Genomic DNA, 18,374 nt, shown 5'->3' on the forward strand with positions numbered 1-18,374 from the left:
GGGGCGGCCAGCGGGTGGCATCGCGCCACCGCCGGCCGCCCCGCCGATGGAGGCCGGGTCAGGCGGCGGTGGCTTCCGCCGCGTGGTTCGCGGATTCGATGGTCTCGCGCACCATCGGGTAGATTTCGGTGTTCCAGCGGCGCCCGTTGAAGACGCCGTAATGGCCGACGCCCTTCTGCACATGGTTGCGCTTCCGCTCCGCCGGCAGGCCGGAGCACAGGTCGAGCGCCGCCGCCGTCTGTCCCACGGAACAGATGTCGTCGCGCTCCGCCTCGATCGTCAGCACCGACATGTCCTGGATGAGGTCCGGCCGGACCAGGCGGCCGCCGACGGTGAGCTTGCCGAGCGGCAGGGCGTGGTCCTGGAACACGATCTTCACCGTCTCCAGGTAGAACTCCGCCGGCAGGTCCATCACCGCGAGATACTCGTCGTAGAACTTGCGGTGCGCCGCAGCCGCCTCCTCCTCGCCCGAGACGAGATGGCGGAACTGGTCGGCATAGGCCTTCACATGCCGGTCCATGTTCATGTTCAGGAAGGCGGTGAGCTGCAGCACGCCGGGATAGACGCGGCGCCCGGCCCCGGCGAAGCGCCAGGGGACGGTGGAGATCAGGTGCTGCTCGAACCAGGAGATGGGGCGGGAGGTCGCGAGCTCGTTCACGGAGGTCGGGTTGACGCGCGTGTCGATCGGCCCGGCCATCAGCGTCAGGCTGCGCGGCCGGGCGGGGTCACGTTCCTCCGCCATCAGCGCGGCCGCGGCCAGCACCGGCACGGCCGGCTGGCAGACCGCCACCACATGCGCACCCGGTCCCATCGCCCGCAGGAAGCCGGCGATATGCGCCACGAAGCCGTCGAAGCCGAAGGAGCCCGCGCTGACGGGGACCTCGCGGGCATTGTGCCAGTCGGTGATATGCACGTCGTAGTCCGGCAGCATCGTCGCCACCGTGCCACGCAACAGGGTGGCGAAGTGGCCGGACATGGGCGCCACCAGCAGGACCGGCGTCTGCTTCCGCTTCGTATCCTTGCGGAAGCGCAGCAGGGTGCCGAAGGGCATGGCATGCACCGCTTCCTCGGTTACGGCGACGGTTTCGCCATCGACCTGGACCGAGGTGAAGCCGAAGGGCGGGCGTTCATGCGTCGTCCGGGCCGCGCCCAGGATGTCGAACATCGCCGCCCAGTGGCGCAGGGGGAAGACGCCCGGCATGGCCTCGTCGAACTGGCGGAGAAGCCGGCTGCTTCCGCGTGCGAAGCCCTGGAACGGCGCAAGGATATCCTGCTGCGCCTGATAGGCGTCATAGAACATGGTTCTGGCACTCTCCCTGCATTGCCGTGTCGTCAAGGACGGTCGCGGAACACGCTGCGGTTGCTTTTCTTGCCCGTGACTGTGATCCATCAAAGTGGACGAATGATGTACGCAATGAACGCACGCCGATATTGGGGGGATGCGTGGCGTGTATCAAAATATGGTACGCTTCCTGCCCCCGATGCAAGGGCCGGCATGGCAGCCCCATCGCCTCCATCATGGCTCGCCCCGCCCCTGCCCTTTCCTCCCCGGACCTTTCCCGCCCACGGCGCGGGTCGCGCCACCCCGCCCGACGGGTTAAGCCGGTCTTCCGTCCAAGCCAGAAGCCGGTCCCCGAGTCCCATGCCGCTGCCAGCCGCCTTCCAGCCCCTGCGTCATCCGAACTTCCGGTTGCTGTGGACGGCGACGCTGTTCAGCAACATGGGCCTGTGGGTGCAGAACACGGGCGCCGGCTGGCTGATGACCATCCTGGACGGGCGCCCCGGCATGGTCGCCCTGGTGCAGACGGCGAGCCTGCTGCCCGTCTTCCTGCTGGCCATGCCGGCCGGGGCGCTGGCCGATATCCTCGACCGGCGGCGCTTCCTGATCGGGGCGCAGCTCTGGATGTGCTTTTCCGCCCTGCTGCTCTGCCTTCTGGCGGCTGTGGGGCTGATCGGCCCCTGGGGTTTGCTGGCGCTGACCTTCGCCCTGGGCATCGGCTCGGCCATCAACTTCCCGGCCTTTTCCGCCGTGACGCCGGAACTGGTGCCGCGTGCCGATCTCGCCCAGGCCATCGTGCTGAACGGCATCGGCTTCAACCTCGCCCGTGCCCTCGGCCCGGCGTTGGGCGGGCTGCTGATGGGCGTGGCGGGGCCGCAGGCGACCTTCGCCCTGAACGCCGCCTGCGTGCTGGTGCTGGTGGTGGCGCTGTTCCTGTGGCGGCGGCAGGCCCCGGCCGGGCGCCTGCCCAACGAGCACTTCCTGTCCGCCATGCGGACCGGCGTCCGCTTCGTGGTGGCGAGCCCGGCGCTGCGCGGCACCATCCTGCGCTCGCTGGTCACCTTCTTCGCCGGGGCGGCGATCTGGGGGCTGCTGCCGCTGCTGGTGCGGCGCCAGCTCGGCCTGGGGCCGGAGGCCTTCGGGCTGATGCTGGCGGCCATGGGCACCGGGGCGGTCTGCGCCGGCTTCCTGCTCCCGGCGCTGCGCAGCCGGATGAGCTTCTCCACCCTGGTGGTGCTGGGCACCGCCGCCATGGGCGTGGCGCTGGTGGTGCTGGGGCTGTCGCGCCACTGGCTGCCGGCCATCCTGGCCATGCTGGTCTATGGCGCCTGCTGGATCTCGGCGGCCAGCACCTTCGGCGCCTCGGCGCAGCTCTCGGCCCCATCCTGGGTGCGGGCGCGGGCGATGGGGCTCTATCAGGTGGCCACCTTCGGGGCGATGGCTGTGGGCTCCGTGCTGTCCGGCGCGGCGGGCGAGGCCTTCGGCATCCCCGCCACCCTGGCCGGCTTCGGCATCGGCGGCGCTCTTGGCGCCTGGGCGCTGCGGCGCCTGCCCATGGAGAACCCGCCGCCCCCGCCCCCGCCCGGCGCGGACATCCTGCACCCGGCGCCCGAGAGCCCCGATCCCGGCCTGGCGCCCGTCCTGGCGCGCGACGCGCTGCCGGTCATGGAGTCGGTCCGCTACCTCGTGCCCGAGGTGGACCGCGCCGAGTTCCTGGCTGCCATGCGCGAGGTCCGGGGCGTGCGGATGCGGGCCGGGGCGGTGAACTGGCGGCTCTATGAGGATGTCGCGCATCCGGAGCGCTTCGTGGAGCTCTGGACCATGGAGTCGTGGACGGAGCACCTGCGGGAGGCCGGGCGCATGACCGATGCGGATGCCGCAATCCTGGCCCGCGCCGCAGCGCTGCACCGCGGCAGCGAGCCCGCCCTGGCGCAGCGCTTCCTCAGCCTGGAGCCCTGAAACCTTCATCCACGCCACGCGCTGGCGCGGTAGCGGAACGCCACGGCATTCCGGATAAAGATCCACACGGACCACCTCAAGGAGTCGATTCCATGGCCAAGACTCAGAGCAAGGGTGACACGGGTTATTCGGGCACCCGCTGGCCGACCCGGAACAGCGTCGGCGAGAACGCCAAGAATGTCTCGCTCACCACGCTCCAGGCGCTGCTGACGGACTCGATCGATCTCTACAACGCCACCCGGCAGGCGCACTGGAACCTGAAGGGCACGAACTTCATCGGCCTGCACGAGATGCTGGAGAAGTTCTACAACGCCCTGAACGAGCAGTCCGATATGCTCGCCGAGCGCATGGTGCTGCTGGGCGGCGTGGCGAACGGCACGACGCAGAACCTTGCCAACACCACCCGCTTGCCGCCCTATCCGGCCGACCTGCTGGACAGCATCGGCCATGTGAAGGAGCTGGCGGACCGCTATGCCCAGGTCGGCAAGGCGCTGCGCGACGGCATCGACGAGACCGACGATGCGGGCGACGCCGATACGGCCGACCTGCTGACCGAGCTGTCCCGCGCCATCGACAAGAACCTGTGGATGCTGGAGGCCCACCTCCACGGCCACGGCACCTGATCCCGGCCGCCCGCCGGGGGCCTCCCCCCGGCGGCACGCGGCACCCGGATCGCGTTCCGGGATTCCCGAAGCCCCTCCCGCTGGTCTCTGGCCAGGGCGGAGGGGTTTTTCCTGTCCTTCCCTGTAACGGGCGGAAATCCGCCCATTCGTGTCCGCGAAACTTGCGGTTCCGGTCCGCACGGCCTATTTTCCCGGCGGGGGACCGGAACACAACATGAACGACTTGTTCGGCGGCCGCCCTCAGAAGGGGCCCGCAAACCAGAGCTATTCCGCGGCCGATATCGAGGTGCTGGAGGGGCTGGAGCCTGTCCGCAGGCGCCCGGGCATGTATATTGGCGGCACCGACGAGAACGCGCTGCACCACCTGGCGGCGGAGATTCTCGACAACTCCATGGACGAGGCGGTGGCCGGCCATGCCGACCGCATCGAGGTCACGCTGGAGCCCGGCAACCGGCTGACCGTCCGCGACAACGGCCGCGGCATCCCGGTCGATCCGCATCCGAAGTTCCCGAAGCTCTCGGCGCTGGAGGTGATCCTCACCACGCTGCATTCGGGCGGCAAGTTCTCCGGCAAGGCCTACGACACCTCGGGCGGCTTGCACGGCGTCGGCTCCTCGGTGGTGAACGCGCTGAGCGAGCGCATGGAGGTGGAGGTCGCCCGCGACCGCACCCTGTTCACCCAGGCCTATGAGCGCGGCAAGCCGGTCACGAAGCTGAAGAACGCCGGTCCGGTGCAGAACCGGCGGGGCACCACGATCCGGTTCACGCCGGACCAGGAGATCTTCGGCAAGCAGCTCTTCTCCCCCGCCCGCCTGTACCGGCTCTGCCGTTCCAAGGCCTATCTCTACAAGGGCGTGGAGATCCGCTGGTCCTGCGACCCGGAACTGATCAGGGACGAGACCCCCGCCGCCGCCACGCTGCATTTCCCGGGCGGGCTGTCGGACTTCCTGGCCGCCGCCGTGGAGAACCGCGCCACGGTGGTCCCCGCCCCCTGGTCGGGCGAGGTCTCCTTTCCCGACGGCCAGGGCCGCGCGGAATGGGCGGTGACCTGGCTGGAGCAGGGGGACGGCTTCCTCAGCGCCTATGCCAACACCATCCCGACGCCGCTGGGCGGCACGCACGAGGCGGGGCTGCGCAACGCGCTGGTGAAGGGCCTGCGCGCCTATGGTGAGCTGAAGAAGGAGAAGCGGGCCGGCGGGGTCACCGCCGAGGACCTGTTCGGCGGGCTGGCCGGGATGCTCTCGGTCTTTGTCCGCGACCCGCAGTTCCAGGGCCAGACCAAGGACAAGCTGACCTCGCCGGAGGCGGCGAAGCTGGTCGAGGCCGGGCTGCGCGACCATTTCGACCACTGGCTGACCGGCGACACGCGCAACGCGGACAACCTCCTCGCCTGGGCGATCGAGCGGGCCGAGGAACGCCAGCGCCGCCGCGAGCAGAAGGACACGCCGCGCAAGTCGGCGACGCGCCGCCTGCGCCTGCCCGGCAAGCTGGCCGACTGCTCGCTGGAGAATGCCGCGGCGACCGAGCTGTTCCTGGTGGAGGGCGATTCGGCCGGCGGTTCCGCCAAGCAGGCCCGCGACCGCCAGACCCAGGCGGTGCTGCCCCTGCGCGGCAAGATCCTGAACGTCGCCTCGGCCTCCGCCGACAAGCTGCGCGGCAATCAGGAGCTGAAGGACCTGATCGAGGCGCTGGGCTGCGGCGCCGGTGAGCGCTTCGACATGAACCGCCTGCGCTATGGCCGCGTCGTCATCATGACGGATGCGGACGTGGACGGGGCGCATATCGCCGCGCTGCTGATGACCTTCTTCTACAAGGAGTTGCCGGAGCTGGTGCGCCAGGGCCGGGTCTTCCTGGCGCAGCCGCCGCTCTACCGCCTGCAATCCGGCGCCGTCTCGGTCTATGCCCGCGACGACGCGGACCTGGAGCGGGTGCGGAAGCGGAGCTTCAAGCCGAGCCAGAAGGTCGAGGTCAGCCGCTTCAAGGGCCTGGGCGAAATGCCGCCCATGTCGCTCAAGGAGACCACCATGGACCCGCGCAAGCGGACCCTGCTCAAAGTGGTCCTCCCCCCCGAGGAGCGCGCCCAGACCGCGGAACTGCTGGAGGCGCTGATGGGCCGCAAGCCGGAACTCCGCTTCCGCTTCATCCAGGAGAACGCCGCCAGGCTGGATGCCGAGGCGGTGGACGCCTGACGCATCCCCTTCCCGTGCGGCCTGCTCAGCCGAGCAGGCCGCGCAGGAGGAGATGGGCGCCGAGCAGCAGCAACCCACCGAAGAAGACCCGCCGGAAGACCGCCGGGCGCAGCCGCCCCTGCAGCCACTGGCCCAGCAGCATCCCCAGAAGGGCCGGCAGCAGCGCCAGGGCCGAGCCCGCCGCTCCCGCGCCGTCCAGCGCGCCGCCATCGGCCAGCACCGCCGCCAGCGCCAGGGTGGAAGTGGTGAAGGAAAGGCCGAGCGCCTGCATCAGAGCCAGGCGTTCGAGCGACAGGGCCTGGAGATAGGGCACCGCCGGCAGGACGAAGACACCGGTGGCGGCGGTGAGCAGCCCGGTGCAGAAGCCGGCGAGCGGGCCGAGCCATGCCTCCCACCGGGGCGGGACGGAGGGCAGGCGCAGCGGCGAGAGGCCGAACAGCGCATAGGCGACCAGCACGATCCCCAACGTCCCCTGCCCGATCCAGGCGGAGCCCCCTGTCAGCAGCCCGCGCCCGGACCAGCAGCCCAGCACGGTCGCCAGCAGCATCGGCCAGAGGCGGCGCAGCAGCCCCGGCAGGGCGCGCCCCGTCATCTGCCAGAAATTCGTCAGCAGCGAAGGCAGGATCACCAGCGTGGCGGCCTGGGCCGGGGCCATGAACAGGCTGAGCAGCCCCATTCCGACCGTGGGCAGGCCCAGCCCGGTCACACCCTTGGTGAATCCGGCCAGGAGGAAGACCGGCACCACGCCGGCAAGCAGGGAAAGGGAAAGGTCCATGGCGGGAGGCTGATCCGCGCGCCGCCTTCCCACAATGCGGGAATGCTTGAGGCAGGCTTCGTCCCAGGCGTAGGCAGGGGTCCATGCATTTCGACCTGACCGACCTGCGGCTCTTCGCGGCGATCGCCGAGACCGGCAGCATCACCGCGGGGGCGGAGCGGACCGGCCTGGCCCTGGCCTCGGCCAGTGCCCGCGTCCGGGGGATGGAGGCGGCGCTCGGCGCGCCGCTGCTGGAACGCGGCCGGCGCGGCGTGCGCCCCACCCCGGCGGGCCAGACCCTGCTGCACCATGCGCGCCGCGTGCTGGAGGAGATGGAGCGGCTGCGGGGCGGGCTGCGCGACCATGCGCAGGGCGGCTTGCGTGGCCATGTCCGCCTGCTGTCCAACACCGCCGCCATCGAGGAGCACCTGCCCACGGCCCTGGCGGGCTGGCTGGCGGCCAATCCCGGCATCGACCTCGACCTGGAGGAACGCCCCAGCCAGGAGATCGCCGCCGCCATCGCCCAGGGCGAGGCGGAGGCGGGCATCCTGTCGGGGGAGGCGGGGACCGGAGGGCTGGAGGCCCATCCCTTCCGCACCGACCGGCTGGTGGTGGTGCTGCCGCAGGGCCATGCGCTGGCAGGCCGATCCGCCCTGTGCTTCGCCGAGGTGCTGGGGGAGGATTTCGTCGGCCTGCCCGCCGCCAACGCCCTGTCGGCGCATCTGTCGCAGCAGGCGGCCCGTCTCGGCCGGGTGCCCCGCTTCCGGGTCCGGCTGCGCGCCGTCAACGCGCTCACCCGCATGGTGGAGGCCGGGGTGGGCATCGCCGTGCTGCCGGAGGTCGTGGCGCGGCGCTGCCAGCGGGACATGGCGCTGGCGGTCACCCCGCTCGCTGATCCCTGGGCCCTGCGCCGGCTGGTGCTCTGCGTCCGGCGGCTGGATGCCCTGCCGGTCCATGCCCGGCGGCTGGTGGAGCACCTGATCGCCGGGGATCCGGGCGAGCCCCCCGCCCCGGGGGCGTGACGCCCCGGCGGTTCAGCCGCCGGCCAGCACCGTCACCTTCGGCCAGGTCGCGGCCAGCGCCTCGGCGGTGCTGAGGTTGGTCGCCATCGGCACGTCATGCACCGCCGCGATCCGCATCAGCGCCCGCACATCCGGCTCGTGCGGCTGCGCCCAGAGCGGGTCGATCAGGAAGATCAGCGCGTCCACCCGCTTCTCCGCGATGCGGGCGCCGATCTGGAGGTCGCCCCCCAGGGGGCCGCTCAGCACACGTTCCACCTTCAGCTCGGGGATGGCCTCCTTCAGCCTCTGGCCCGTGGTGCCGGTGGCCAGGATGCGGTGGCCGGAGAGCAGGGAGCGGTGCCGCTCCGCCCAGGCGATCAGCGCGTCCTTCTTGGTGTCATGCGCCACCAGGGCGAGGTCGAGGATGCTCATCGCCATGCGACTCCGATCGGGAACGGCCCGCATCATGCCGCAGCCCGGCGCCGGGCGTCAGCCCAGCAGCCAGTCCCGCATCAGCGCATTCACCACGGGCGGATTCTCCAGCGGCGGCAGGTGCCCGCTGCGCGGCACCCGGTGCAGGGCGGCGCCGGGAATGCCGGCCGCGATCTCCTCGGACAGGAAGGGCGGGGTCATGGCGTCCGCCTCCCCCACCGCCACCAGCACCGGCACCCTGATGTCGCCGAGGCCGGGACGGGAATCCGGGCGCCCCAGGATCGCCGTCTGCTGCCGCAGGAAACCCTCCCGCCCGACCGCCATCGCCATGTCGGTGACGAGCTGGCCCAGCTCGCCCCCGCCGCCTTCGTCCAGATGGTCGGGGTGCAGGATCTGCGGCATCAGGCGCGGCGTGACGCCCCGGAACCGGTCCGGCGCGCTGCCCCGGGTCAGCGACATCAGCCCGCGCCGCCGCCTTTCCTGCTCCGGCGCCTCCGCCCGCGCCGAGGTGTCGAAGAGGGCAAGGCGCAGCACGCGCTCCGGCGCCTGGCGCATGATCTCGAAGCACACGTAGCCACCCATCGACAGGCCGGCGAGGGCGAAGCGTTCCGGCGCCGCGGCGAGCACCCGGGCGGCGATGGCCGCCATGCTGTCGTCGAGGCTGAGATCGGGCACCCGGCCTTCGGCGATACCGGCCAGCGCCGCCACCTGGTGGTGCCAGAGGCGGGCGTCGTTCAGCAGGCCGGGCAACAGGAGAAGGGGAATGCGCGTGCTCACGCCCCGGCGATAGGCGATGCCGGAATGCCCGTCCAGCGCCGAAAACCTTGCTTTCACGGGGCCATGCGCGCATATGCGGCGAAGCCTGGGCTGGGCGGGACCGTTTGCCGGTCCCTCGGCCTGTCCGCCACCGTGTTGGCGCGACACCCAAGCTGCAGAAGAGGATAGCCGCGGAAAGGCCGCGGCATAACATGCCTGGCGGTCCTCCGCCGGGCGCCGCAGGACCGATCAGATTTGAACGAGACGCGCAACGCTGCCGCGGCGGCGGACCACAGCGACAAGCCGGACGCCACCGGCCATGACCATGCCGGCCAGCCCGGCCCGATGATGCCCGACGGCACCACGCCGGAGCAGGAAGAGAGCACCCCTTTCGAGCCCGAGCGCCCCCGCGAGGGCAGCACCGAGGAAACGCCCGAGCAGTTCTACGAGAACGCCGTGGTGCCCAATCCGGATGTCCCGCCCGAGGGTGGCGCCACGCTGCCGGGCGAGACCGTGCCGGCGCGCGAGGGTGACGAGGTTCCGGGCGCTTCCGCCGCCGAGACCGGCCATTTCGCCGAGGAAGTGGCCGGGCCGCTGCCGGATGAGCCGGCCACCGCCGCCGACGCACCGGAAGCTGCCGCCCCCAAGGATGTCGCGCCGGAAGCCGAAACCGGGGCGCCAGCCGAATCCGGCCAGCCCGCGGCCGTGCCCGCCGCGGAGCCGGAAGAGCCCCTGCCGCCCTTCTCGGATCTCGGCCTGAGCGAGCCCCTTCTCCAGGGCATCGCCGAGGCCGGCTACGTCACCCCGACGCCGATTCAGGCCCAGGCCATTCCCGTGGTGCTGATGGGTCGCGACGTGCTCGGCGTGGCCCAGACCGGCACCGGCAAGACGGCCTCCTTCGTCCTGCCGATGATGGACATCCTGTCCGGCTCGCGCGCCAAGGCCCGCATGCCGCGCTCGCTGATCCTGGAGCCGACGCGCGAGCTGGCGCTCCAGGTCGCCGAGAACTTCGTGAAGTACGGCAAGCACCTGAAGCTGAACCACGCGCTGCTGATCGGCGGCGAGAGCATGGACGAGCAGAAGGCCATCCTGAACCAGGGCGTGGACGTGCTGATCGCCACGCCGGGCCGGCTGCTGGACCTGTTCGACCGTGGCCGCATCCTGCTCGCCGACTGCAAGATCCTCGTCATCGACGAGGCCGACCGGATGCTGGACATGGGCTTCATCCCCGATGTCGAGCGCATCGTCGGCATGCTTCCCCCGCTGCGCCAGACGCTGTTCTTCTCCGCCACCATGGCGCCGGAGATCCGCAAGCTCGCCGACGCCTTCCTGAGCAACCCGAAGGAGATCAAGGTTTCCCGCGCGGCCTCGGTGGCGACCACCATCGTCGCCGGCGTGGTGTTCTGCCGCACGATGGAGAAGCGCGAGGCGCTGCGCCGCCTGATCCGGCGGGAGCAGGTGAAGAACGCGCTGATCTTCTGCAACCGCAAGCGCGACGTGGACATCCTCTACAAGTCGCTCAAGAAGCACGGCTTCTCGGTCGGCTCCCTGCACGGGGACATGGACCAGTCCGCCCGCTTCGCCACGCTGAACAGCTTCAAGGCGGATGAGCTGCAGCTCCTCGTCTGCTCCGACGTGGCGGCGCGCGGCATCGACATCGGCGGGCTGTCGCATGTCTTCAACTTCGACGTGCCCTTCCATTCCGAGGACTATGTCCACCGCATCGGCCGCACCGGCCGCGCGGGCCGCGAGGGCCATGCCTATACCCTCGCCACGCCGGACGACGCCAAGCTGCTCCAGGCGGTGGAGAAGCTGACCGGCAACCCCATCCCCCGCATCGAGATCGACGGCGTCGATCCCGTCTCCGAGGAGGAGATGGAAGCCGCCGCCCGCAGCCCGCGCGGCGGACGCGGCCGGCGCGAGGAACCCGCCTCCCGCACCCGCTCCGTCCGCCCCGCCCCGGGCCGCCGGGAGGAAGGGCGCGCACCCCGCGAGGAGAAGGCCCCGCGCGAGGAGCGCGCCCCCCGGGAGGCCCGCCCGCCCCGCGAGGAGCGTGCGCCCCGCGAGGACCGGGCGCCCCGCGAGGACCGTGCCCCGCGCGCAGAGCGTCCGCGCCGCGAGACGGCACCGGAGGCGGCGCCCACCCGCCGCGAGAGCACGGAGGCGGATCGCGAGAGCCGCTATGGCAACCGTGGCCGCCACGAGGACCGCTACCCCTCCCGCCGCGACCGCGACGACCTGGGCCCGCCAGTGCTGGGCTTCGGCGACAACGTGCCGGCCTTCATGCTGATCCCCATCCCCCGCCCGCGCCGGGTGGAGGAAGCCGCGTCGCCGGAATCCGAGGCGGCCTGATCCCACGGCGCCGGCGCGCTCCCTGCCCTGTCCCGGGGGTATGGGGGCCCGGCGCCGCGTCTTCCGGAAGGGGCCTCCCTTGGGCGGTGACATCCTCGATATCGAGCGGACCATCCAGCTCGCGATCGCGCCCGCCTTCCCGCTGAGCGGCATCATGGCGGTGCCCAACATCCTGGCGACGCGGCTTTCGCGGCCATCCTGCTGATGGGCTGGCTCACCACCCTGCATCTGGACGAAGCGTGAGCACGATCGAACTCGACATCACCGGCATGGGCTCGGGCGGGGACGGCGTCGCCACCCTGCCGGATGGGCAGGCCGCCTTCCTGCCCTTCACCCTGCCGGGCGAACGGGTCCTCGCCCGCATCGCAGGCGAGCGCGGCGAGGCCGTGCTGGCCGGGGCCGAGGCGGTCTTGCGCCCCAGCCCGGAGCGCGCCGTCCCGCCCTGCCGGTACTTCGGCACCTGCGGCGGCTGCGCCCTGCAGCACTGGGACGGCGCGGCCTATCGCGCCTGGAAGGCCTCGCGGCTGGCCGAGGCGCTGGCCCGTGCCGGCTTTGCCGACACGCCCGTCGCCCCGCTCGCTCCCTGCCCGGCCGCGACGCGCCGCCGCGCCGACCTCGCCATCCGCCAGGGTGCGGACGGCATCCGCATCGGCTTCCACGAGCGTGCCGGCGCGCAGGTGGTGGACATGCGGGAATGCCACGTGCTCGACCCCGCGATCCTGGCGCTGCTGGAGCCGTTGCGCGGCCTCTTCGCCCGGCTGCGCGGCTTCCGGCGGGAAGCCTCGGCCCTGATCAACCTGCTCGACACCGGGCCGGACCTGCTGCTGCGCACCGATGCGCCCCTGACCGCACAGGACCGGCAGGCCCTGGCCGCCTTCGGCGAGTCCCATGGCATCCCCCGCATCGCCTGGGCCCGCGACAAGGGCGCGCCGGAGATCGCGGCGCAGAGCGGCGGCGTCTCGCTGATGCTCGATGGCGTGGCGGTGCCCCCGGCGCCCGGCGCCTTCCTCCAGGCGACGCCGGAAGGCGAGGCCGCAATCGTCGCGGCCGTGCTGGCGGCCCTGCCGCGCCGGCTGCCCGCCAAGGCCCGGATCGCGGATCTCTACGCAGGGGTGGGCACGCTGTCCCTTCCCCTGGCCCGCCATGCCCGGGTGGACGCTTTCGAGGGCGAGGCCGAGGCGGTCGCGGCGCTCGCCGCCGGCGCCAACAAGGCCATGCGCCGTGTCCAGGCGAAGCGCCGCGACCTCGCCCGGCAGCCGCTGCTGCCGGCCGAGCTCGCCGCCTATGCCGCCGTGGTGCTGGACCCGCCCTATGCCGGCGCCGCCGAGCAGATCGGCATCATCGCCCGGAGCCGGGTCGAGCGGGTGATCTACGTCTCCTGCAACCCCGTCGCCCTGGCGCGCGACGCGGCGCTGCTGAAACGCGGCGGCTGGCACGCCGTTTCCGCCGTGCCGGTGGACCAGTTCCTCTGGTCGCCGCACCTCGAATCGGTGGTGGCATTCGCCCGGGGCTGAGGGCATCTTGGCGGGCTGACCCCCGAGGTCCCCGCCCACACCTCCAATTTCCCGGATTCCAATCCAAGTTGCACGCCGACCCTACCCCCCTCCACACGGACACGGAGCAGACCCTCCCCGCCAGCCACTTTCCCCTCGGCCAGGCCGCCACCGGCTTCGCGGCGCTGATCGCCGTGCTCGCCTGGCTCGGGCTCGGGCTGCAGTTCATATCGCTGCTGGAGCGGACGCAGTCCGTCGTCACGGCGCTCTGGGTCCTGCTCGGCTATTTCACCATCACCACCAACCTCGTGGTGGCCACGGTCTTCAGCGGCATCGCCCTGCGCCGCCCCGGCTTCGCCGCGCCCGGCCTGGTCGGGGGCACGACGCTGGCGATCATGCTGGTGGGCGTGGTCTATGCGCTGCTGCTGCGCGGCCATGTGCCGGTGCTGGACGACGATCTCGCGCGCACCGCCAACATGCTGATGCATGACGCCATTCCGGCCCTGGTGCCGCTCTTCTGGCTGCTGTTCATGCCCAAGGGGCGGCTGCGCGGGCACGATCCGCTGATCTGGGCGATCTACCCGCTGGTCTATCTCGCCTATGCCCTGCTGCGGGGCGAGCTCGGCGGCCGATACGCCTATCCCTTCATCGACGTGGCGACGATCGGCTGGGCACGGACCGGGCTCAACACACTGGTCATCTCGGCCGGCTTCCTGGCCGTCGCCTTCGCCCTGGTGCGGCTGGATACGCGCCTCGCCCCCGCCGGGAGGGATGCCGAGGCGGAGGATGAAGTGGCGGTCTGACAACCGCCCCGGTCAGACGTGGAAGCTCTCGCCGCAGCCGCAGCGGCCCTTCTCGTTCGGGTTCACGAAGGTGAAGCCGGCGGACATGGTCTTCACCTCGTAGTCCATGGTGGTGCCGATCAGGAACAGCGTCGCCTTGCGGTCCACCAGGATGGTGATGCCCTTGTCCGTCACCACCTCGTCGCCCGGCCCGGGCTCGTCCACCCAGTTCAGGTCATAGGCCATGCCGGAGCAGCCCTTGGTCTTCACCGCGATCCGCAGGTACTTGCCGTTCTCACCGCTCTCGTAGAGGCGGCGCAGCCGCTCGGCGGCGGCGTCGGACAGCGACATCAGCGGCGGCAGGGACCGCTTCGGCCTGGACGTGGTCTCGGTCGTCGTGCTCATGGGGGGACAACCTCTCTCAGTACATGTTCAGGGCGAGGCGGGCATCCTCGCTCATCCGCGACGGGTCCCAGGGCGGGTCCCAGACGACCTCGACCTCCACATCGCTCACATTCGGCACGGTGCGGACCGCTTCCTCGACCATCGTGGGCAGTTCCTGCGCCGAGGGGCAGGAAGGCGTGGTCAGCGTCATCTCGACCTTGACCGTGCCGTCCTCGCCGATCTCCACCGCGTAGATCAGCCCCATCTCGTAGATGTCGACGGGGATCTCCGGGTCGAAGACCGTCTTCAGCGCGTTCAGCACGGCGTCTTCCTGCACGCCCTCGGGCGCGGCCGGCGGCACCTCGCCATCGGGCGTCCAGACGCCATGGGAACCGGTGGCCGGCTGCGGCGCGGCGGAACCGGCATTCTCCTCCGTCACGGGGGATTCCTTGGCGGGCGTGTCACTCACTCGACGCCTCCTTCGCGCCCTCCAGGGCGGCATTCAGCGTGTGCCAGGCGAGCGTCGCGCATTTCACGCGGCTCGGATACTCGGCGACACCGCCCAGAACCTGGAGACGCTCCATCTCCTCGGCAAGGTCGGCGCCACAATCGGGGCAGGTGCCTGTCATCGCCAGTTCGCGGAACTTCGTGCCCAGCTCCTTCGCCTCGGCGGCGCTCTTGCCGCGCACCGTTTCCGTCATCAGCGAGGCACTGGCCATGGAGATGGCGCAGCCCTTGCCCTGGAAGGCGGCGTCGGCGATGTGGCCGTCCCCGTCCAGCTTGACCCAGAGCTCCATCCGGTCGCCGCAGAGCGGGTTGTCGCCCCGTGCGTGGCGGTCGGCATCCTCCAGCCGGCGGAAGTTCCGCGGCTTGCGCCCGTGGTCCAGGATGACCTCCTGGTAGAGGTCGCGAAGATCGTCGAACATCAGTGCACTCCCCGGCCCCGCAGGGCAGAGCGGCCGGGCCCGGGACAGCCTGCCCCGGAACCGGGCCTCACGCGAAGAACTCCCGGGCCTTGGTCACGGCCTCGGCGAGATAATCCACCTCCTCATGCGTCGTGTAGAGGCCGAAGGAGGCGCGGCAGGTGCTTTCCACCCCGAAGCGGGCGTGCAGCGGTTCCGCGCAATGCCGCCCGGAGCGCACGCAGATCCCGGCCCGGTCCAGCAGCGTCGCGAGGTCGTGCGAATGGGCGTTGTCCAGGGAGAAGGCGAAGACCCCGCCCCGGTCCTGCGCCCGGCCCAGCAGGGTCACGCCGTCGATATTCCCCAGGCGCTTCATCGCATGGTCCACCAGAGAGCGCTCATGGGCCTCGATCGCCTCCATGCCGATCGCCTCGACATAGTCGATGGCGGCGTGCAGCCCGATCGCCTCGATGATCGGCGGCGTGCCGGCCTCGAAGCGCAGCGGCGGCCCGGCGAAGAGCGAGCGCTCCAGCGTCACCTCGGTGATCATGTCGCCGCCGCCCAGGAAGGGCGGCATCTGCTCCAGCACCTCCATCCGGCCGTAGAGGATGCCCAGCCCGGTGGGGCCGTAGAGCTTGTGCGCGGTGAAGACGTAGAAGTCGCAGCCCAGCGCCTGCACGTCCACCTTGCGGTGAACCGCGCCCTGCGAGCCGTCGAACATCACCCGCGCACCATGGGCATGGGCAAGGTCCACGATCCGCCGCGCCGGCACCACCGTGCCCAGCACGTTGGACATATGGGCGATGGAGACCAGCCCGACCTTCCCGTCGGCGAGCTTCGCCTCCAGGTCGGCCATGTCCAGCTCGCCCGCATCGGTGACGCGGCAGATGCGCAGCTCCACCCCATGCGCGTCCCGCAGCATCTGCCAGGGGACGAGGTTGGCGTGGTGCTCCATCTCGCTCACCAGCACCGCCTGCCCCGGCTTCAGCACGCCGCGCCCGAAGGAATGGGCGACGAGGTTGATGGCCTGGGTGGAGCCGGTACCGGTCAGCACGATCTCGCGCTCGTCGGCGGCGTTCAGGAAGCGCGCCGCGGCGCGGCGGGCGGCCTCGTAGGCCTCGGTCGCCTGCTCGCTGAGGTGATAGGCGCCGCGATGCACATTGGCATAGGCGGTCTCCATCATCTCCTTCATCGCCTCGATCACGGCGCGCGGCTTCTGGGCCGAGGCGCCGCTGTCGAGGAAGACCAGCGGCTTGCCGCGATGCGTGGTGGAAAGGATCGGGAAATCCTTCCGCACCCGCGCCACGTCGAAACCGGCGGAAGCAACCGAACCGTCCATGGCCTTTACGCCGCCTCCCCCTCGCCCGGCGTGCCGATGCCGTGGCGCGTCCACCAGATGGCGATCGCCTCCTCCAGCGCGGCCTTCGCCGTCTCGGAGGACACGATCTCGATCGCCTCCTCCAGGAAGGCGCGGACCAGCATCGCCCGCGCCGCATCGGCCGGGATGCCGCGGGAGCGCATGTAGAAGAGCTGCTCCTCGTCCAGCGCGCCGACCGTGGCGCCGTGCGAGCACTTCACGTCGTCGGCATAGATCTCCAGCTGCGGCTTGCTGTCCATCTCCGCCTGCTCGGACAGAAGCAGCGCCTGGTTCATCTGGTAGCCGTCGGTCTTCTGCGCCGCCTGCCGCACCAGGATCTTGCCCTGGAACACGCCGCGCGAACGCCCGGCCAGCACGGTCTTCACCGTCTGGCGGCTGGGGCAGTCCGGCGCCGCATGGTCGATGGCGGTGGTGATGTCCGCCACCTGCCCGTCGGCCGCGAGCTGTGCGCCGTTCAGGTGCGCCTCCGCCCTCGGCCCGTCCAGCCGCAGCCGGATCTCGGACCGCGCCACGCGCCCGCCGGCGTTCAGCGCGAAGCCGTCATAGACCCCGCGCGCCGCGACATGGACGTTGACATGGGCGAGGTGGAAGGCATCCACCGGCTCGCGCTGGGCACGGACATGCACGATGCGCGCGTCCTCCGCCACGGCGATGTCGAAGACCGGGTTGTGGAGGTGCTGGCTGCCCTCCGGCCCCATCGCCGTTTCCAGCAGCATCAGCGAGGCACCGCGCGCCAGGCGGATGACGTGGCGCGGGTGATAGGCCATGGCCACAGGGCCGGTCGCCACGGTCAGCAGCTCCAGCTCCCCGCCCCCGGCACCTTCCGGCAGGTCCAGGAACAGGCCGTCCTCGAAGAGCATGGCGTTCAGCGCCTCGGCCGGGCGCAGCGCGTCCACCTCGCCCAGCAGTCCGGCGGCCGCCACCAGATGCTCGCTCAGCGGGGCCGCGTAGGGCGGCAGCTCCGACAGCTCGGGCTGGAAGCGGCCGTCCAGGAAGACGGCGCGGTATTCGCAGCGCTTCGCCGGCAGGGGGGGGCCGCTTTCCACCGAAAGCAGCGGCTCGCGGAATTCCGCCCGGCTGACCGCGGTGATGTCCGTGTAGCGCCAGGCCTCGACGCGGCGCGTCGGCAGGCCGGTGGTACGCAGGATCTCCGCCGCCGCCTCGCGCAGCGCGTGGATGGCGGGGATGTTGCGGCCCGGCAGGCGGTCACGCAGCCCCTCGTAGCGGGCGAGGAAGCTGGTGCCGCCGGGCGTGTTGGCGGGGAGCGCGGTCACGCGGCCTCCTCGATCACCGTGGCATAGCCCTCGGCTTCCAGGCGATGCGCCAGCTCCGGCCCGCCGGAGGCGATGATCCGGCCATTGGCCAGCACATGCACCCGGTCCGGCACGATGTAGTCCAGCAGCCGCTGGTAGTGGGTGATCACCAGCGCCGAGAAATCCGGCCCGCGCTGGGCGTTCACGCCCTCGGCCACGATCTTCAGCGCGTCGATATCCAGGCCGGAATCCGTCTCGTCCAGGATGGCGAGCTTCGGCTGCAGCAGGGCCATCTGCAGCACCTCGTTGCGCTTCTTCTCGCCGCCGGAGAAGCCGACATTGACGCCGCGCTTCAGCATGTCCTCGGGCATGGACAGCTTCTTCATCCGGTCCCGCGCCAGCTTCAGGAACTGCATCGCGTCCAGCTCGCTCTCGCCGCGCGAGCGGCGCAGCGCGTTCAGCGCGGTGCGGAGGAAATTGGCATTGCCCACGCCGGGCAGCTCCACCGGGTACTGGAAGGCCAGGAACAGCCCCGCCGCGGCGCGCTCCTCAGGCTCCATCTCCAGGATGTCCTGTCCCTCGAACGCCGCCGTGCCGCCCGTCACCTCGTATCCCTCGCGCCCCGAGAGCACATAGGACAGGGTGGACTTGCCCGAACCGTTCGGGCCCATGATGGCATGCACCTCGCCCGTCGGCACCTCCAGGTCGATCCCGCGCAGGATCTCCTTGCCGTCGATCTCGGCCCGCAGCCCTTCAATCTTCAACATCGCTCTTATCCCATCCGGCGCCGGCGCGGCACACGCAGGTGCGCCACGGCCGGGCCTGTTCCTCTCTTGCC

At 71.2% G+C, this 18,374-nt stretch carries 18 protein-coding genes; 8 read left to right on the forward strand and 10 right to left on the reverse strand.

The genetic code is table 11. The features are described 5' to 3' along the window. Nucleotides 1–58: 58 nt before the first annotated feature. Entirely contained in the window at nt 59–1,300 is a 1,242-nt protein-coding gene (locus CTJ15_RS10735) for a polyhydroxyalkanoate depolymerase (RefSeq protein ID WP_058389864.1), read from the reverse strand. Nucleotides 1,301–1,642: 342 nt separating this feature from the next. On the opposite strand from CTJ15_RS10735, the gene CTJ15_RS10740 reads away from it, so the two are divergent. The 3 genes from CTJ15_RS10740 (at nt 1,643) to parE (ending at nt 6,049) form a co-directional block, all read left to right on the forward strand. Continuing rightward, nucleotides 1,643–3,238 carry an MFS transporter gene (locus CTJ15_RS10740; RefSeq protein WP_019462707.1) on the forward strand — a complete coding sequence of 532 codons (1,596 nt, stop codon included), beginning with the start codon at nt 1,643–1,645 and terminating at the stop codon, nt 3,236–3,238. Nucleotides 3,239–3,330: 92 nt separating this feature from the next. Beyond that, nucleotides 3,331–3,861 (forward strand): DNA starvation/stationary phase protection protein Dps, encoded by a 531-nt coding sequence (dps, locus tag CTJ15_RS10745; protein ID WP_019462706.1) that lies wholly within the window; start codon nt 3,331–3,333, stop codon nt 3,859–3,861. A 214-nt stretch (nt 3,862–4,075) separates the two neighbouring features. Further along, nucleotides 4,076–6,049: a DNA topoisomerase IV subunit B gene (gene parE, locus CTJ15_RS10750; protein WP_019462705.1), complete on the forward strand. Its 1,974-nt coding sequence runs from the start codon at nt 4,076–4,078 to the stop codon at nt 6,047–6,049. Between the two features lie 25 nt (nt 6,050–6,074). On the opposite strand, the gene CTJ15_RS10755 is transcribed toward parE, so the two are convergent. After that, a complete protein-coding gene (locus tag CTJ15_RS10755; RefSeq protein ID WP_019462704.1) occupies nt 6,075–6,824 on the reverse strand; it encodes a sulfite exporter TauE/SafE family protein in 750 nt (249 codons plus the stop codon). Nucleotides 6,825–6,907: 83 nt separating this feature from the next. Here CTJ15_RS10755 and CTJ15_RS10760 point away from each other — a divergent pair, with 83 nt between their 5' ends. Continuing rightward, nucleotides 6,908–7,825 (forward strand): LysR family transcriptional regulator, encoded by a 918-nt coding sequence (locus tag CTJ15_RS10760; RefSeq protein ID WP_058390008.1) that lies wholly within the window; start codon nt 6,908–6,910, stop codon nt 7,823–7,825. Between the two features lie 12 nt (nt 7,826–7,837). Here the strand turns inward: CTJ15_RS10760 and CTJ15_RS10765 are convergent, their stop codons facing one another. Together CTJ15_RS10765 and CTJ15_RS10770 are read right to left on the reverse strand one after the other, a co-directional pair. Then, nucleotides 7,838–8,236 carry a methylglyoxal synthase gene (locus CTJ15_RS10765; protein WP_037250698.1) on the reverse strand — a complete coding sequence of 133 codons (399 nt, stop codon included), beginning with the start codon at nt 8,234–8,236 and terminating at the stop codon, nt 7,838–7,840. Nucleotides 8,237–8,293: 57 nt separating this feature from the next. Next, nucleotides 8,294–9,013, reverse strand: a complete 720-nt coding sequence (locus tag CTJ15_RS10770; RefSeq protein ID WP_058390422.1) for an alpha/beta fold hydrolase — start codon at nt 9,011–9,013, stop codon at nt 8,294–8,296. Nucleotides 9,014–9,247: 234 nt separating this feature from the next. Between CTJ15_RS10770 and CTJ15_RS10775 the strand changes: the two genes are divergently transcribed. From CTJ15_RS10775 to CTJ15_RS10785, 4 genes are all read left to right on the forward strand, one after another. After that, complete coding sequence (locus CTJ15_RS10775) at nt 9,248–11,344, forward strand: DEAD/DEAH box helicase (protein WP_099781567.1); 2,097 nt, start codon at nt 9,248–9,250, stop codon at nt 11,342–11,344. Between the two features lie 79 nt (nt 11,345–11,423). Then, a complete protein-coding gene (locus tag CTJ15_RS25020; RefSeq protein WP_019462699.1) occupies nt 11,424–11,549 on the forward strand; it encodes a hypothetical protein in 126 nt (41 codons plus the stop codon). Between the two features lie 34 nt (nt 11,550–11,583). Then, on the forward strand, nt 11,584–12,858 hold the full coding sequence (locus tag CTJ15_RS10780) for a class I SAM-dependent RNA methyltransferase (RefSeq protein ID WP_079253534.1): 1,275 nt from the start codon (nt 11,584–11,586) through the stop codon (nt 12,856–12,858). A 68-nt stretch (nt 12,859–12,926) separates the two neighbouring features. Next, on the forward strand, nt 12,927–13,640 hold the full coding sequence (locus CTJ15_RS10785; RefSeq protein WP_019462697.1) for a Pr6Pr family membrane protein: 714 nt from the start codon (nt 12,927–12,929) through the stop codon (nt 13,638–13,640). 12 nt (nt 13,641–13,652) lie between these two features. Here CTJ15_RS10785 and CTJ15_RS10790 read toward each other — a convergent pair whose 3' ends face one another. From CTJ15_RS10790 to sufC, 6 genes are all read right to left on the reverse strand, one after another. Then, nucleotides 13,653–14,024, reverse strand: coding sequence for an iron-sulfur cluster assembly accessory protein (locus CTJ15_RS10790; RefSeq protein ID WP_019462696.1), 372 nt, complete (start codon nt 14,022–14,024; stop codon nt 13,653–13,655). A gap of 16 nt (nt 14,025–14,040) precedes the next feature. Continuing rightward, nucleotides 14,041–14,442, reverse strand: a complete 402-nt coding sequence (locus tag CTJ15_RS10795) for an SUF system Fe-S cluster assembly protein (RefSeq protein ID WP_019462695.1) — start codon at nt 14,440–14,442, stop codon at nt 14,041–14,043. Between the two features lie 22 nt (nt 14,443–14,464). After that, nucleotides 14,465–14,929, reverse strand: coding sequence for a Fe-S cluster assembly sulfur transfer protein SufU (gene sufU, locus CTJ15_RS10800; RefSeq protein ID WP_019462694.1), 465 nt, complete (start codon nt 14,927–14,929; stop codon nt 14,465–14,467). Between the two features lie 67 nt (nt 14,930–14,996). Beyond that, the gene (locus CTJ15_RS10805; protein WP_019462693.1) at nt 14,997–16,244 is read right to left on the reverse strand and encodes an aminotransferase class V-fold PLP-dependent enzyme; all 1,248 of its coding nucleotides are present in this window, start codon (nt 16,242–16,244) and stop codon (nt 14,997–14,999) included. Nucleotides 16,245–16,249: 5 nt separating this feature from the next. Next, nucleotides 16,250–17,557 carry a Fe-S cluster assembly protein SufD gene (sufD, locus tag CTJ15_RS10810; RefSeq protein WP_019462692.1) on the reverse strand — a complete coding sequence of 436 codons (1,308 nt, stop codon included), beginning with the start codon at nt 17,555–17,557 and terminating at the stop codon, nt 16,250–16,252. Beyond that, nucleotides 17,554–18,303, reverse strand: coding sequence for a Fe-S cluster assembly ATPase SufC (sufC, locus tag CTJ15_RS10815; RefSeq protein ID WP_058390279.1), 750 nt, complete (start codon nt 18,301–18,303; stop codon nt 17,554–17,556). Before sufC ends, sufD begins: the two co-directional genes overlap by 4 nt. Between the last annotated feature and the right edge of the window lie 71 nt (nt 18,304–18,374).

The organism is Roseomonas sp. FDAARGOS_362 (assembly GCF_002754815.1).
Lineage (GTDB): Bacteria > Pseudomonadota > Alphaproteobacteria > Acetobacterales > Acetobacteraceae > Roseomonas > Roseomonas mucosa.

What these genes read in the sequence shown, in the direction of transcription:
- dps (WP_019462706.1), top strand. Translation starts at nt 3,331, where the DNA reads ATGGCCAAGACTCAGAGCAAGGGTGACACGGGTTATTCGGGCACCCGC.
- CTJ15_RS10740 (WP_019462707.1), top strand. Translation starts at nt 1,643, where the DNA reads ATGCCGCTGCCAGCCGCCTTCCAGCCCCTGCGTCATCCGAACTTCCGG.
- CTJ15_RS10735 (WP_058389864.1), bottom strand. Translation starts at nt 1,300, where the DNA reads ATGTTCTATGACGCCTATCAGGCGCAGCAGGATATCCTTGCGCCGTTC.
- CTJ15_RS10760 (WP_058390008.1), top strand. Translation starts at nt 6,908, where the DNA reads ATGCATTTCGACCTGACCGACCTGCGGCTCTTCGCGGCGATCGCCGAG.
- sufC (WP_058390279.1), bottom strand. Translation starts at nt 18,303, where the DNA reads ATGTTGAAGATTGAAGGGCTGCGGGCCGAGATCGACGGCAAGGAGATC.
- CTJ15_RS10805 (WP_019462693.1), bottom strand. Translation starts at nt 16,244, where the DNA reads ATGGACGGTTCGGTTGCTTCCGCCGGTTTCGACGTGGCGCGGGTGCGG.
- parE (WP_019462705.1), top strand. Translation starts at nt 4,076, where the DNA reads ATGAACGACTTGTTCGGCGGCCGCCCTCAGAAGGGGCCCGCAAACCAG.
- sufU (WP_019462694.1), bottom strand. Translation starts at nt 14,929, where the DNA reads ATGTTCGACGATCTTCGCGACCTCTACCAGGAGGTCATCCTGGACCAC.
- CTJ15_RS10790 (WP_019462696.1), bottom strand. Translation starts at nt 14,024, where the DNA reads ATGAGCACGACGACCGAGACCACGTCCAGGCCGAAGCGGTCCCTGCCG.
- CTJ15_RS10755 (WP_019462704.1), bottom strand. Translation starts at nt 6,824, where the DNA reads ATGGACCTTTCCCTTTCCCTGCTTGCCGGCGTGGTGCCGGTCTTCCTC.
- CTJ15_RS10765 (WP_037250698.1), bottom strand. Translation starts at nt 8,236, where the DNA reads ATGAGCATCCTCGACCTCGCCCTGGTGGCGCATGACACCAAGAAGGAC.